The sequence below is a fragment of the Pseudomonas sichuanensis genome, assembly GCF_024749065.1.
Classification (GTDB): Bacteria; Pseudomonadota; Gammaproteobacteria; order Pseudomonadales; family Pseudomonadaceae; genus Aquipseudomonas; species Aquipseudomonas sichuanensis.
Map to the genome: position 1 here is coordinate 759,111 of NZ_CP087185.1, position 13,866 is coordinate 772,976.

General features: G+C 67.5%; 13 protein-coding genes. 9 read left to right on the forward strand and 4 right to left on the reverse strand.

Translation table 11 applies throughout. From position 1 onward, the window contains the following. Window positions 1-38 precede the first annotated feature (38 nt). On the reverse strand, window positions 39-725 hold the full coding sequence (pmrG, locus tag LOY51_RS03545; RefSeq protein WP_258644470.1) for a lipopolysaccharide core heptose(II)-phosphate phosphatase PmrG: 687 nt from the start codon (window positions 723-725) through the stop codon (window positions 39-41). 183 nt (window positions 726-908) lie between these two features. Here pmrG and LOY51_RS03550 point away from each other — a divergent pair, with 183 nt between their 5' ends. The 4 genes from LOY51_RS03550 (at window position 909) to LOY51_RS03565 (ending at window position 4,169) form a co-directional block, all read left to right on the forward strand. Then, window positions 909-1,478 (forward strand): GNAT family N-acetyltransferase, encoded by a 570-nt coding sequence (locus tag LOY51_RS03550; RefSeq protein WP_125857331.1) that lies wholly within the window; start codon window positions 909-911, stop codon window positions 1,476-1,478. Between the two features lie 88 nt (window positions 1,479-1,566). Beyond that, entirely contained in the window at window positions 1,567-2,436 is an 870-nt protein-coding gene (gene tesB, locus LOY51_RS03555) for an acyl-CoA thioesterase II (RefSeq protein ID WP_125857332.1), read from the forward strand. Continuing rightward, window positions 2,433-3,023, forward strand: coding sequence for an HAD family hydrolase (locus tag LOY51_RS03560; protein ID WP_258644472.1), 591 nt, complete (start codon window positions 2,433-2,435; stop codon window positions 3,021-3,023). The genes tesB and LOY51_RS03560 overlap by 4 nt, the downstream gene beginning before the upstream one ends. 135 nt (window positions 3,024-3,158) lie before the next feature. After that, the gene (locus LOY51_RS03565) at window positions 3,159-4,169 is read left to right on the forward strand and encodes a zinc-dependent alcohol dehydrogenase family protein (RefSeq protein ID WP_125857334.1); all 1,011 of its coding nucleotides are present in this window, start codon (window positions 3,159-3,161) and stop codon (window positions 4,167-4,169) included. A 393-nt stretch (window positions 4,170-4,562) separates the two neighbouring features. On the opposite strand, the gene LOY51_RS03570 is transcribed toward LOY51_RS03565, so the two are convergent. Further along, complete coding sequence (locus LOY51_RS03570) at window positions 4,563-5,936, reverse strand: ATP-binding protein (protein WP_258644473.1); 1,374 nt, start codon at window positions 5,934-5,936, stop codon at window positions 4,563-4,565. Further along, the gene (locus LOY51_RS03575; RefSeq protein WP_125462510.1) at window positions 5,933-6,655 is read right to left on the reverse strand and encodes a response regulator; all 723 of its coding nucleotides are present in this window, start codon (window positions 6,653-6,655) and stop codon (window positions 5,933-5,935) included. Before LOY51_RS03575 ends, LOY51_RS03570 begins: the two co-directional genes overlap by 4 nt. A 182-nt stretch (window positions 6,656-6,837) precedes the next feature. On the opposite strand from LOY51_RS03575, the gene LOY51_RS03580 reads away from it, so the two are divergent. The 5 genes from LOY51_RS03580 to LOY51_RS03600 are packed head-to-tail and all read left to right on the forward strand — an operon-like array spanning window position 6,838 to window position 12,790. Then, window positions 6,838-9,165 carry a TonB-dependent receptor gene (locus LOY51_RS03580; protein ID WP_258644481.1) on the forward strand — a complete coding sequence of 776 codons (2,328 nt, stop codon included), beginning with the start codon at window positions 6,838-6,840 and terminating at the stop codon, window positions 9,163-9,165. Then, window positions 9,165-9,845 carry a Fe2+-dependent dioxygenase gene (locus tag LOY51_RS03585; protein ID WP_125462512.1) on the forward strand — a complete coding sequence of 227 codons (681 nt, stop codon included), beginning with the start codon at window positions 9,165-9,167 and terminating at the stop codon, window positions 9,843-9,845. Before LOY51_RS03580 ends, LOY51_RS03585 begins: the two co-directional genes overlap by 1 nt. Window positions 9,846-9,861: 16 nt before the next feature. Then, the gene (locus LOY51_RS03590; RefSeq protein WP_258644483.1) at window positions 9,862-10,974 is read left to right on the forward strand and encodes an ABC transporter substrate-binding protein; all 1,113 of its coding nucleotides are present in this window, start codon (window positions 9,862-9,864) and stop codon (window positions 10,972-10,974) included. Continuing rightward, window positions 10,971-12,032 (forward strand): FecCD family ABC transporter permease, encoded by a 1,062-nt coding sequence (locus tag LOY51_RS03595; RefSeq protein WP_125857340.1) that lies wholly within the window; start codon window positions 10,971-10,973, stop codon window positions 12,030-12,032. Before LOY51_RS03590 ends, LOY51_RS03595 begins: the two co-directional genes overlap by 4 nt. Continuing rightward, window positions 12,029-12,790: an ABC transporter ATP-binding protein gene (locus LOY51_RS03600; protein WP_258644485.1), complete on the forward strand. Its 762-nt coding sequence runs from the start codon at window positions 12,029-12,031 to the stop codon at window positions 12,788-12,790. Before LOY51_RS03595 ends, LOY51_RS03600 begins: the two co-directional genes overlap by 4 nt. 108 nt (window positions 12,791-12,898) lie before the next feature. Here the strand turns inward: LOY51_RS03600 and LOY51_RS03605 are convergent, their stop codons facing one another. Then, complete coding sequence (locus LOY51_RS03605; RefSeq protein WP_125857343.1) at window positions 12,899-13,615, reverse strand: FadR/GntR family transcriptional regulator; 717 nt, start codon at window positions 13,613-13,615, stop codon at window positions 12,899-12,901. Window positions 13,616-13,866 lie beyond the last annotated feature (251 nt).

Below are 13,866 nucleotides of genomic sequence, written 5' to 3' on the forward strand. Positions count from 1 at the left end.
GCCGGCTTGCCGGCGATTGGGCCTGAAAATTCAATGCATCACTTACCGGAGGACGCCAACACCCGCTGCCAGTCCGGCTCGTTCATGCGCCCGAGGATCCTGGCCTTGCCCTCGCCGTTCACCGACACGAACAGCGCACTGGCATACCCGCTCTCGCGCTCCCCTCCCGCGACGCGTTGCTGGCGGGCGAAGTGGTCGATGCAGCCATTGTGGGTGACCAGCACCAGGTTGTGGCCGCTGCGCTTGCGTGCCAGAGCTTCGTCGGCGAACTGCTTGTCACAGGTTTCCAGCCAGTCCTGGGTGGCAGCGTCCTGGCCCAGCAGGAAGTGCGAAGTCTGCCGGGTGCGCAGCTTCGGGCTGCTGTACACGTCCGCCCCGGCCAAGCCCAGTTGCCGCAGGCCCTGGCCCACCCGGCCAGCCGCTTCGCTGCCGGCAACGGTGATACCGGTGGGGTCGTCCAGGCATGGCCCGGGGGCGCTGTCGCAGCGTTCGGCATGGCGGATCATCACCAGCACCGCGCCATCTTTCCATTGCTGCAACAGGCCGCTTTCGCTCAGCTGTTGCTCGTTGCCAAGGTCCACGATGTGCGTCCTCGTCGCCAGCCAGGTACATACGCCGGCCACGGCCATCAACAGGCCGATGGCGGCACTGATCAGCTTGCGCGAACGTCGGCGCTTGAGGCGGGCCGCAAGGGCAGGGTCGTGCAAGGTCGTGCTGGAAAGCATGTGTCACTCCGATGGCAGTGCGGCGTCGACTGTGGCCGCTGTAATGCCAGGCATTGTGCGAAGCGGCCTGTCGGAGGCCGGTGAAGTGGATGTGAAAAAAACATCCGGCAGCGGCGGCCTGGATGAAACTTCATTCGGCGGCCTACGCTGTAAACTGCCAGACCGCGATTCCGGAGCCCCCCGATGCCCCCCATCCTCGAACTGGAAAGCGCCCGCCTGGTGTTGCGCCAATGGCAGGACGACGACCTGCGTGAGTTCGCCGCGCTGTGCGCCGACCCCCAGGTGATGCGCTATTTCCCGGCACCGATGACCCGCCTGGAGGCCGCCGCGCTGATCGGCCGGGTGCGTGGCCATTTCAATGAATTCGGCTTTGGCCTGTGGGCGCTGGAGCGCAAGGACAGCGGCGCCTTCATCGGCATGACCGGGCTGCTCAACGTCAATTTCGAGGCCCCGTTCGGCCCGGCGGTGGAGATCGGCTGGCGCCTGGCCCGGCGCCACTGGGGGCTGGGGTTTGCCAGCGAGGCGGCCTGGACCTGCCTGCGCTGTGCTTTCGCCCAATTGCACCTGGAGGAGGTGGTGTCGTTCACTACCGAGGGCAATCTGCCGTCGCAGAAAGTCATGCAGGCCATCGGCATGCAGCAGGACCTGGACGGCAGCTTCGAACACCCCCGTCTGCCCGCTGGCCACCCGCTGCGCCCCCACGTGCTGTACCGCATCGACCGGGCCCGATGGCAGGACACCCTGCGTGGCTGACGGGGATGCCCCTCGACGGGGCCGCCGACAAACCCTGTATCATTTGCCGGTATAACCGCGCCGTAATGCCTTGCCAGGAGAACCTTCCATGAGTCACGTACTGGACGACCTTGTCGACCTGTTGAGCCTAGAGTCCATCGAGGAGAACCTGTTCCGTGGCCGCAGCCAGGACCTGGGCTTCCGCCAGCTGTACGGCGGCCAGGTGCTCGGCCAGTCGCTGTCGGCGGCCAGCCAGACGGTCGAGGACGCCCGCCACGTGCATTCGCTGCACGGCTATTTTTTGCGCCCCGGTGACGCCAGCATGCCGGTGGTCTACTCGGTGGACCGCGTGCGTGACGGCGGCAGCTTCAGCACCCGGCGGGTGACGGCGATCCAGAAGGGCCAGCCGATCTTCACCTGCAGCGCGTCGTTCCAGTACGACGAAGAAGGCTTTGAACACCAGGTGCAGATGCCCGACGTGGTCGGCCCGGAGAACCTGCCCAGCGAAGTCGAACTGGCCAGCGCCATGGCCGACCAGTTGCCTGAGCGCATCCGCGACAAGGTGCTGTGCGCCAAGCCGATCGAAATCCGCCCGGTCACCGAGCGCGACCCGTTCAACCCTAAGCCGGGCGACCCGGTCAAGTACGCCTGGTTCCGCGCCGACGGCAACCTGGCGGACACCCCCGCGCTGCACAAGTACCTGCTGGCCTACGCCTCGGACTTCGGCCTGCTGACCACCGCGCTGCTGCCCCATGGCAAGTCGGTGTGGCAGAAGGACATGCAGATCGCCAGCCTCGACCACTCGCTGTGGTTCCACCGCAACCTGCGCGCCGACGAGTGGCTGCTGTACGCCACCGACAGCCCCTGGGCCGGCAATGCCCGTGGCTTCTGCCGTGGCAGCATCTTCAACCGCGCCGGGCAATTGGTGGCCTCGTCGACCCAGGAAGGCCTGATCCGTCACCGCAAGGACTGGGCATGAGCCTCGGCGATATCCGCCACTGGGTGTTCGACATGGACGGCACCCTGACCGTCGCGGTGCATGACTTTGCGGCCATTCGCGAGGCGCTCGACATCCCGGCCGAGCACGACATCCTCACCCACCTGGCCGCACTGCCGGCTCCGGAGGCGCAGGCCAAGCATGCCTGGTTGCTGGAGCATGAGCGCGACCTGGCGATTGCCTCGCAAGCCTCTGAAGGCGCGGTGGAGCTGGTACGCGAATTGGCCGGGCGCGGTTGCCGCCTGGCGATCCTGACCCGCAACGCCCGCGAGCTGGCCCATGTCACCCTGGAAGCCATCGGCCTGGCCGACTGCTTCCCGATCGAGCATGTGCTTGGCCGCGACGAGGCGACGCCCAAGCCCGACCCGGACGGGTTGTTGCAGATTGCCCGGGCATGGGCGGTGGCCCCGGGCGAGATGGTGATGGTCGGCGACTATCGCTTTGACCTGGATTGCGGGCGAGCCGCCGGCACCAGGACCGTGCTGGTCAACCTGCCGGACAACCCCTGGCCGGAGCTGGTCGACTGGCATGCGGCGGATTGCCGGGCGCTGAGGGCGTTGCTGGGCTGATGGCCCAATCGCGGGGCAAGCCCGCTCCCACGCCCCCTGCGCATGTCTACCTGCGCGTGGGAGCGGGCTTGCCCCGCGATCGGTCAGACCTGTCTAAGCTGCTCTGCACCTTTCCCCTCGATGGAGACCCCTCGAATGAGCAGCAAGGCGATCTACGTCCTCCCCGGCGGCGGCTACGACAAGGTCCAGGTCGGCACCTGCGAAGCCGCCGCGCCCAGCGCCGGCGAAATCACCGTGCGCCTGCACGCCAGTTCCCTCAACTACCATGACTTCGCCGTGGTCAGCGGCATGTGGGGCCCGAGCGAGCGGCGCATCCCCATGGCCGATGGCGCCGGCGAGGTGACCGCGGTCGGTGCTGGGGTCACTGAGTTCAAGGTCGGCGATGCGGTGGTCAGCACCTTCTTCCCCGACTGGCTCGCCGGCCAGGCCCAGGTCGAAGGCTTCGCCAGCGTGCCCGGCGACGGCATCGACGGCTATGCCCGCGAGCAGGTGACCGCCCGCGCCACGTCCTTCACCCACGCCCCCAAAGGCTACAGCCACGCCGAGGCGGCCACCCTGACCACCGCCGGCCTTACCGCCTGGCGGGCGCTGATGAGCGACGACCACCTCAAGCCCGGCGACACGGTGCTGGTGCAAGGCACCGGCGGCGTTTCGATCTTCGCCCTGCAGTTCGCCAAGCTGGCCGGCGCCACGGTGATCGCCACCTCGTCCAGCGATGCCAAGCTCGAACGGCTCAAGGCGCTGGGCGCCGACCACCTGATCAATTACAAGACCACCCCGGCGTGGGGTGAGCAGGTGCGCAAGCTCACCGACAATCGTGGTGTCGATCATGTGATCGAGGTGGGCGGCCCGGCCACGCTCGAGCAATCGATGATCGCCGCACGGATTGGTGGCCATGTGTCGTTGATCGGCATCCTCACTGGCGTGGCCGGGCAGTTGCCGCTGGTTCAGGCGCTGGTGCGGCAGATTCGCCTGCAAGGGGTGCTGGTGGGCTGCCGCGAGCAGCAGCAGGCGATGGTTCGCGCTATCGATGCCAATGGCTTGCGGCCGGTGGTGGACAAGCACTTTGAGTTGGAGCAGATCGTCGAGGCGTTCAGGTATCAGGAGAGCAACAAGCATTTTGGGAAGATTTGCTTGAGTTGGTGAGCTGCTGGTCAGGGCTTTTGAGGCGGGGGCCATGTAGGTGTTCGTCATGGGATCGCATTTGGGCGAACAGGTGCATGGCGATGGATTTGCAGCGCCCTTGAGATCGAGCGCCGCCCGCGCGGCGCATCGCTGGCAAGCCAGCTCCCACATTTGTTTCGGGCCAGTTACTCCTGTTGTTTCATCGCTGTACGCCTTGTTGGCACGACGCGGTATTGAGGTGGGCACCACTGGCGCCTCGCCTGACTTGAGACATGCAGCAAGGCGGGCAGCGGTACCCTCACAGGCATAATTGGCCCGAAACAGATGTGGGAGCTGGCTTGCCAGCGATGCGCCGCGCGGGCGGCGCTCGATCTCACAGGCACTGCAACCCTGTCGGCAAACACCAGCAAGCCATCACGCCCCGCCCGCACGAGGCAAATCCACAGTAACCAGCAACCCACCCCCCAGCCGCGCCCCCAGCGTCAGCGAACCACCATGGGCGCTGGCGATACCGGCAGCAATGCTCAGCCCCAGGCCATGCCCCCCACCACTGCGCGACGGGTCAACCTGATAAAACGGTTCGAGCACCTGGCCCAGGTGCTCGCTGGCGATACCCGGCCCACGGTCACCCACCTGGATACGCAAGCGCTCCGGGCTATCGTGCACCTCAATATCCACAGGCCCCGGCGCATGCTGGTGGGCGTTGTCCAGCAGGTTCTGCAAGCAGCGGCGCAGGCCGCTGGCATGGGCGTTGAGCGGGCGGGCCTGGCCGTGCAGGCGCAGCTCGCCACCGAGGTCTTCGAAGTCGGCCTGCAGGGCGCGCAGCAGCGCGTCGATATCCACAGGCTCGCGGGCATTTTCCAGCTCGCCGCTGCGCAAGAAGTCCAGGCTGGCGGCCACCATGTCTTCCATCTGCTGCAGGTCAGCGCGAAAGCGCTGGCGCAGGTTCTCCTGCCCCAGCAGTTCGGTGCGCAGGCGCAGGCGGGTGATGGGCGTACGCAGGTCGTGGGACACGGCGGCAAAGAAACGGGTGCGCTCGGCGATGCTGTCGATCAGCCGTTGCTGCATGGCGTTGAACGCCTGGGCCGCCTGGCGCACCTCCTGGGGGCCATCGAGGTTCAGCGGCGGGCGGTGGATATCCTGGCCCAGGGCTTCGGCGGCGGCGGCCATCTGCCTGAGCGGGCGCAGGGCGATACGCACCGCGATCAAGGCCAGCAGCACCACTACCACGGTGCGCAGCAGGTAGATGCGGAACAGGAAATCGAACACCAGCGAGCCGATCGAGGCGCTGCGCCAACCCTGGTCTTCGGTGCTTTGCAGGTACAGCAACTGGCCGTCGGGCAGGGTCAGCTCGACCACGCTGCGCACACTGGCCGGCGCCCCGCGCATCAGCAGGCCGGCGCCACCGGGCTGGTTGTCGGGGGCGAGCAGTTGCAGGTGCAGCAGGCGCAGGGGCGCCGGCGCGCCGGTGCGTTCGCTGAGCAACCGGCGCAGCAGGGCGTCCTGCTCGGGCGTGGCCGGTGCGAGCCCGGCCGGAGCTGCGGGCAACTGCTGCCAGCGCGACGACGCCATGCCTTCGAGCAACGCCGGCAACTGCGCCGGGCGCTCGCGGGCCACCTGCAACAGGTCGGCCAGGCGCCCGGCGAGCAGGCGCAGGGGGATTTCCAGCACCTGGGTCTGACGCACTTCGTACCAGATGCTGCTGGTGAGCAGCTGCGAGGCGAGCATGCCACCGACCAGGATCAGCACCAGGCGGCCATGCAGCGAACGTGGCCAGCCGCGCTTCATTCGCTGGCCACGTCATTGACCGTGAGCATGTAGCCCTCGTTGCGCACGGTGCGGATCAGCGCCGGGTTGCGCGGGTGGTCGCCCAGGTGCTGGCGCAGGCGGCTGACGCACACATCGATGCTGCGGTCGAAGGGTTCGCGCTCGCGGTCGAACACATGGTTGAGCAAAAAATCCCGGCTCAGGGCGCGGTTGGGGTGCTGCAGGAACAGCCGCAGCAAGCGGTAGTCGGAGCTGCCCAGGCTGACCACCAGGCCATCAGGCGAGCGCAACTGGCGGGTGGCGGTGTCCAGGCGCCAGCCGGCGAAGCGCAGCTGGCTGGCCTCATCCACACGGGCGCGCTCGGGGAAGCTCTGGGTGCGGCGCAGCACCACCTTGATCCGCGCCAGCAGCTCGCGTGGGTCGAACGGCTTGGCCAGGTAGTCGTCGGCGCCCATCTCCAGGCCGACGATGCGGTCCACCAGGGTGCCGCGGGCGGTCAGCATGATCACCGGGATATTGCTTTGCACCCGCAGCTCGCGGCACAGGGTCAGGCCGTCTTCGCCGGGCAGCATCAGGTCCAGTACCACCAGGTCGACCAGGCGCTCGGCCAGGCAGCGGCGCATGTCGCGGCCATGGGCCGCCACCGACGTGCGCAGGCCAGCTTCTTCCAGGTAGAGGGACAGCAACTGGCGGATCTCGGGGTCGTCATCGACGATCAGGATGTGGTCGGGCTTGGACATGGGGCGGGCCTGTTGGTTGGAAGCGCAGGGCACCTTACACCGCGCTTGCTTCAGCGAATGTAACGGAATGTTTTGGGCGACCGAAGGCCTGCCGGGCCGTACATTTGCGCACACAAGATGGCGTGGGGCCGTCTTTAGAATTGCGCCACTCAAATGCGACTGATTTTCTTTAAGGACTTCACATGCCCCACGCATCCTCCCCGCGCCTCCCGGCGACCCTGGCGCCGGCCTTCGGCCTGATGCTGGGCGCCTGCGCCTTGCCAGCCCTGGCCGACACGCTCGACCTGCCCGCCACCCGGGTGGACGGCAAGCAGGACCGCTACAAGGTCGACACGGTGACCTCGAGCAAGATCACCACGCCCTTGCTGGACGCGCCGCAGAGCATCAGCGTGGTGCCGCGCGCGGTGCTGGAGGAGCAGAACGCGCAGAGCCTGCAGGAGGTGTTGCGCAATGTGCCGGGCATCACCTTCATGTCGGGTGAGGGCAACCTGGGCTGGGGTGACCTGTTCTCCATTCGCGGTTTTGCCGCCGAGCAGAGCATGACCGTCGATGGCGTGCGCGACGCCGGCATGACCAGCCGCAACGACACCTTCAACCTGGAGCAGGCCGAGGTCTACAAGGGCACCGGCTCCGTGGAGTCGGGGGTGTCGGCCGTGGGCGGCAGCGTCAACCTGGTCAGCAAGCGTGCGCACCTGGGCGATGCCGGCAAGCTCTCGGCGGGCATCGGCACAGACAACTACAAGCGCCTGACCGCCGACGTCAACCGCCAGCTCAATGACACCAGCGCCGTGCGCGTCAACCTGATGAAGCACTACAACGCGGTGGCCGAGCGCGACGAGGTGGACTACGACCGCTGGGGCCTGGCCACCTCGTTCGGTTTCGGCCTGGGCACCGACACCCGCCTGTGGCTCGACGCGTTCTACCAGAAAGACCGCAACACCCCGGATGGCGGTGTACCGATCCAGCGCGGCACCGATGGCAAGCGCATGCCGGGCGTCGACCGCGATGCCTGGTACGGCGATTCGAGCCTGTATACCCAGCGCAGCGAAACCCGCTCGCTGACCGGCCTGTTCGAGCACGATTTCAGCGACGACCTGACCTTGCGCAACCAGCTGCGCTGGCAGCAGACCGACAACTGGGCGGTGCTGTCGCCGGCCCGTTTCGTCGCCGCCAATGCCGACGGCAGCCGCACCTGCACCGGCACCCGCTGCGCCAGCCTGGGCTATGTCGGGCTGGGGCCGCGCAGCTCGATCAACGGTATCAGCGCCTACACCGACTACGCCAACAGCGCCAGTGGCTACGGCTACCTGCGCGGCAGCGACTTCGGCCTGTCCAAGCGCTACGAGATCGTCGACAACCAGACCGACCTGCGTTTCAACCTCGACACCGGCGGCATTCACCACGAGGCCGTGACGGGGGTCGAGCTGTACCGCGAAACCTACGGCGGCCTGCACAAGAGCATGAAGGTGCCGGACGGTTCGATGTTCTTCAACCTGTCCGACCCGGCCCACAGCTTTGCCTCGACCCGTACCGACAAGGGCTACGGCGACCCGCGCAGCGTAGTGAAGGACGCAGCCCTGTACGCTTCCGACACCCTCACCCTGGACCCGCAATGGCAACTGCTGCTGGCCCTGCGGTACGACCACTGGCAGGTCGACAGCGAGCGCTCCACCGGCAGCAGCAGTAGCCGCGACGATGCCTTCGGCGGGCGTGCGGGGGTGGTCTACAAGCCGCTGCCCAATGGCAGCATCTACCTGTCCTACAGCCAGGCCGCGCAGCCGTCGGCGGTGGGGGCCAGCACCAACAACCAGATCTACGGCGCGGCCAGCACCGAGGCCTACAAGCCGGCGGTGTCGAAAACCTACGAGCTGGGCACCAAGTGGGAACTGCTCGACGAGCGCCTGAACCTGACTGCCGCGCTGTTCCGCACCGAGCTCGAAGACAGCTGGGAATACAGCGAAGGCGAGACCTCGCCGGTGCGTGCGCTGCCGGCCAAGCGGGTCGATGGCCTCGAGCTGGGCCTGCAGGGGCAGCTCACCCAGCGCTGGTCGGCCTATGCCGGTTTCGCCGCGATGAAGAGCCGCCAGACCAAGGGCGCCAACAAGGGCGAGGAAGCCAAGAACGTCCCCGACCTGACCGCCAACCTGTGGACCACCTACGACCTCACCGACCAGCTCAGCGTCAGCTACGGGGCCGACTACGTGGGGCGGCGCCGCTACAGCGACAACAAGTACGTCGGCGGGCTGAACAACAACAGCAGCTACGCCAATGGGCCGAGCGGGGTCTACACGGTCTACACCCGCGACCATGAGAAGGCGCCGTCCTACTGGTTGCACAGCCTGGCGGCGCGCTACAAGGTCGACCGCCAGACCACGCTCAACCTGAACGTGTCGAACCTGTTCAACACCTTCTACTACAGCCGCGTCGGTGCCTCGCTCGACGGCTTCCAGCTGTACGGCGTGCCGGGGGCCGGGCGCACCCTGACCGCCAGCGTGGATTACAGCTTCTGATGCTGGTGCAGATCGAAAACCTGTTCAGCGCCGACGAACTGCGCGAACTGCGCCAGCAATTGCTGGCGCAGCCCTGGGTCGATGGCAAGGCCACGGCCGGCGTGCAGTCGGCCCAGGCCAAGCACAACCGCCAGCTGGACGAGGACGACCCGGTCGCCCGCCAGCTGGGCGGGCTGATCCTGCAGCGGCTGTCGGACAACCCGCTGTTCATGTCCGCCGCTCTGCCCAAGCGCATCTACCCGCCGCTGTTCAATCGCTACGCGGCGGGCGAGGGGTTCGGCTTTCACATCGACAACGCCATCCGCGGCATCAAGGGCGTGCGCGAGCGGGTACGTACAGACCTGTCGGCGACCTTGTTCCTGGCTGAACCGGACAGCTACGACGGCGGCGAACTGGTGATCCGCGACACCTTCGGCGAGCGTCAGGTCAAGCTGCCGGCCGGGCACCTGGTGTTGTACCCGGGCAGCAGTGTGCACCGGGTAGCGCCTGTGACCCGGGGCGAGCGCCTGGCGGCGTTCTTCTGGATCGAAAGCCTGGTGCGCGAGGACAGCCAGCGCAGCCTGCTGCTGGACATGGACGTGGCGATCCAGCGCCTGACGGCACAACAGGCCGACGCCGGCTCGTTGCTGGAACTGACCGGCGTGTACCACAACCTGCTCCGTCGCTGGGGCGACACCTGACCTTGGGAGGTCACCCATGTTTCAAACATCTTCCTGGCGGCGCCTGCTGGCGCTGCCCTTGATGCTCGGTGCCTGGCTTGGCCTGGCGCAACCGGCCAGCGCGGTGCAGGTCACCGATGTGCTGGGGCGCACGGTCACGGTCGCGCAAACGCCACAGCGTATCGTGCTTGGCGAGGGCCGGCTGTTCTTCGCCCTGGCCTTGCTCGACCGCGACAACCCCTTCGGGCGGGTGGTCGGCTGGCAGAACGACATGCGCCTGCTCGACCCGCACACCTATGAGGCGTACGCCAGGCGCTATCCGCAGATCGGCAAACTGCCGTTGATCGGCCAGGCCTCGGAGCAGAGCGTCAGCGCCGAGCAGATCCTGGCCTTGAAGCCGGACCTGGCGGTGTTCAGCATCGCCGGTGAGGGCCCGACCCAGCACAGCCCGGTGGCCGACCTGCTGGCCAAGGCCGGGGTCCCGGTAGTGTTCATCGACTTTCGCGTGCACCCGATCGAGAACACCCGGGTCAGCCTGCGTGCGCTCGGCACACTGCTCGACCGTGAGCAGCAGGCCGAGCAATACCTGAGCCTGTATGACCGGCACCTGAAGCAGGTCACCGACGCGGTGGCCGGGCTGCCCGACAGCCAGCGGCCGAAGGTGTTCCTCGAACTGCTGGCCGGGGTCTGGCAGGCGCCGGGGCACACCACCGGCAAGAGCGGGCTGGGCAGCCTGGTGGCGGCCGTCGGCGGGCATAACATCGGCGCCGATGTGGTCCCCGGTGCAGTGGGCGACGTGAGTGTCGAGTACGTGCTGCAGGCCGATCCCGACGTGTACATCGCCACCGGCAACCGCGCACCGGGTGTGCTGCTGGGGGCCGGCGTGGCCACCGACACCGCGCGCCAGAGCCTGGCGCGGATTACCGCCCGGCCCGAGTTCGCGCCGCTGCGGCCGATCCAGGCCGGGCAGGCTCATGGCTTGTGGCATGACTTCTACAACTCACCGTTCAACATCCTCGCCATCGAAGCCATGGCGCGCTGGATTCACCCTGAGCGCTTCAAGGACCTCGACCCGCAGGCCACCCTGGCCGAGATCAATCGCCTGTTGAACATCGGCCTGGACGGCCAGTACTGGGTCGACGCCCGGTGACCGCGTTGGCGCAGGATGGCGCAGCCCTGGCGGCCGGGCGCTACCGGCGCCTGCTGTGGCGGCGCAGCGGGCTGGTGCTGGGGTTGGCGGCGCTGTTGCTGCTGTCGGTGTTGCTGGACCTGGCCAGTGGTGCCTCGGGCATGGGCCTGGGGCAACTGCTGCACGGACTGCTCGACCCCGCGACCCTGAGCGGCACCGAGCGGGTGATCATCTGGAACGTGCGCCTGCCCTATTCGCTGATGGCGGTGTTGGTGGGGGCTGCGTTGGCCCTGGCCGGGGCCGAGATGCAGGCGATCCTCGACAACCCGCTGGCCAGCCCGTTCACCCTGGGCGTGTCGTCGGCGGCGGCACTCGGCGCGTCGCTGGCCATCGCTTATCCGCTGGGCGTGGCCTGGCTGGCGCCGGGCGTGCAGGTGACGCTGATGGCGTTCGTCTTCGCCTGCCTGTCGGTGGTGTTGCTGCAGGCCATGGCGCGGCTGCGCGGCGCCGGCGTCGAGAGCCTGGTGCTGTTCGGCATTGCCCTGGTGTTCAGCTGCAATGCGCTGGTGTCGCTGCTGCAATTGCTGGCGACCGAGGACGTGCTGCAGCAGCTGGTGTTCTGGACCCTGGGCAGCGTGGCCAGGGCCGACTGGCAGAAGCTCGGCATCCTCGCCTTGGTGCTGGCCGTGTTGTTGCCCTTCTCGCTGCGCGCAGCGCCGGCCATGACCCTGCTGCGCATGGGCGAGGAGCGGGCGCGCAGCTTTGGTGTCGACACCCGGCGCCTGCGTTTCGCCTCGCTGGTGCGCATCAGCCTGCTGTCGGCCACTGCCGTGGCCTTCGTCGGCACCATCGGTTTCGTCGGCCTGGTGGGGCCGCATATCGCCCGTTTGCTGGTGGGCGAGGATCAGCGCTTCCTGCTGCCGGCGAGCGCGCTGGTGGGTGCACTGCTGCTGTCGCTGTCGTCGATTGCCAGCAAGCTGATCCTGCCCGGGGTGATCGTGCCGGTGGGCATCGTCACCGCGCTGGTGGGGGTGCCGGTGTTCGTGGTGCTGGTGTTCCGCCGGGGGAGAAACCTGTGAGCCTGTTGATCGATCAATTGTCGGTGGCGTATGGCGCACGGCAGGTACTGCACCAGGTGACCTTGCCTGAGTTGCCGGCTGGCAGCCTGGTGGCGCTGGTGGGGCCGAACGGCGCGGGCAAGTCGACCTTGCTGCGCGCGTTGGCGGGGCTTGAACCTATGCAGGGTTCGCTGACGCTGGACGGTGATCAGGTGACCCGGCTGGGCGTTGCCGAGCGCTCGCGGCGGCTGGCTTACATGCCCCAGCAACTGCCCCCGGGGATCGCCCTGGGGGTGCTGGAAAGCATCATCGTCGGCTTGCGCGTGAGCGGGGCCGACAACCCGCTGGGTACGGCGTTCGAGGCGCTGCGCCGGTTGGGCATCGAGCACCTGGCCGAGCAGCCGTTGGCCAGCCTGTCCGGGGGGCAGCGGCAACTGGTGGCCCTGGCCCAGCTGCTGGCGCGCAACCCGCGAGTATTGCTGCTGGATGAGCCCACCAGCGCGCTGGACCTGCATTACCAGTTGCGGGTGATGGATGCGGTGCGTGAGCGGGTGGTCGCCCATCGCTTGCTGGCGGTGGCGGTGCTGCACGACATCAACCTGGCGGCCAGCCATGCCGACTGGCTGGTGGTGCTCAGTGCGGGGCGGGTGGTGGCCTGCGGTGCACCGGAGCAGGTGCTGGTGCCGGGGGTGCTGGCTGAGGTGTATGGCGTCGAGGCGCGGGTGGAGCGCTGTTCGCGGGGGCGTTTGCAGGTGTTGGTGGATCGGGCGGTGGGGTGAGCTTTGCGGGCCCTATCGCGGGGCAAGCCCGCTCCCACGGATGGCTTACCGCCAACAAGGTAACTCACTCGTGGGAGCGGGCTTGCCCCGCGATAGGGCCCGAACGGATTACACCGGTGCTTGATCCGGCACCAACCGATCTCGGCTGTTGGACAGGTGCAAGCACACCGCTGCCCGCGCGGCGTCCGGGTCCTGGCGGCGGATGGCATTGAGGATCGCCTCGTGCTCCAGGTTGGCCAGGTACGCCTGCCTTGCCAGCCTGGCCCCGGCGCGGTCGGCCTGGGCCAGGCGGTTGCGCGGGATCAGCGCGCTGCCCAGGTGCGCCATCATCTCGCCGAAGTACAGGTTGCCGGTGGCCTCGGCGATCAGCAGGTGGAAGCGCCGGTCGGCTTCGATGCAACTGTCGCCGGCGGCGGCCAGGTCTTGATAGTCGTCCAGGGCCTGGCGCATCTGCGCCAGGTGCCGATCGGTGCGGCGCAAGGCGGCCAGCGCGGCAGCCTGGCCTTCCAGGCCGATGCGCAGCTCCAGCAGGTCACGCACGCTGGCGGCGCTTTCGGCGCCCACCCGCAGGCCGGCCTGGGCCTGGCGTTCGATGACGAAGGTGCCGATGCCGTGGCGCGGCTCCACCAGGCCCGAGGCCTGCAACTTGGACAGCGCTTCACGGACCACGGTGCGGCTGATGCCGTGTTCACGCACCAGGGTGTTTTCCGAGGGCAAGCGGTCGCCGGGCCTGAAGGTGCCCAGCAGGATCTGCTGGGTCAGGCTCGAGACCAGGTCGTGGGCGCGGCTGTGGCCGCGTTTGCGCGGGGTGTCTTGGGTGTCCATGCGGAGCTCGCTGAGGCGCCGGCACAAGTGGCTGGCCGATCCGCCGAGCCTAGCAGGCTTACTTGTACGACAAGTTAAAAAAATGAAAATAATTCACCCCATTAACCAGCCGCCGTTACTTGCGCGTGGGTGACTTGTTTTTATCTTTTCGTTGCTTTTAGGCGTTTTATCTACTTGTATTTTGCTTTTTACTGCCTGTTTTCGATCTTGTCGTACAACTTTGCGGCGCCTATGATTCGCTCACCTGGATG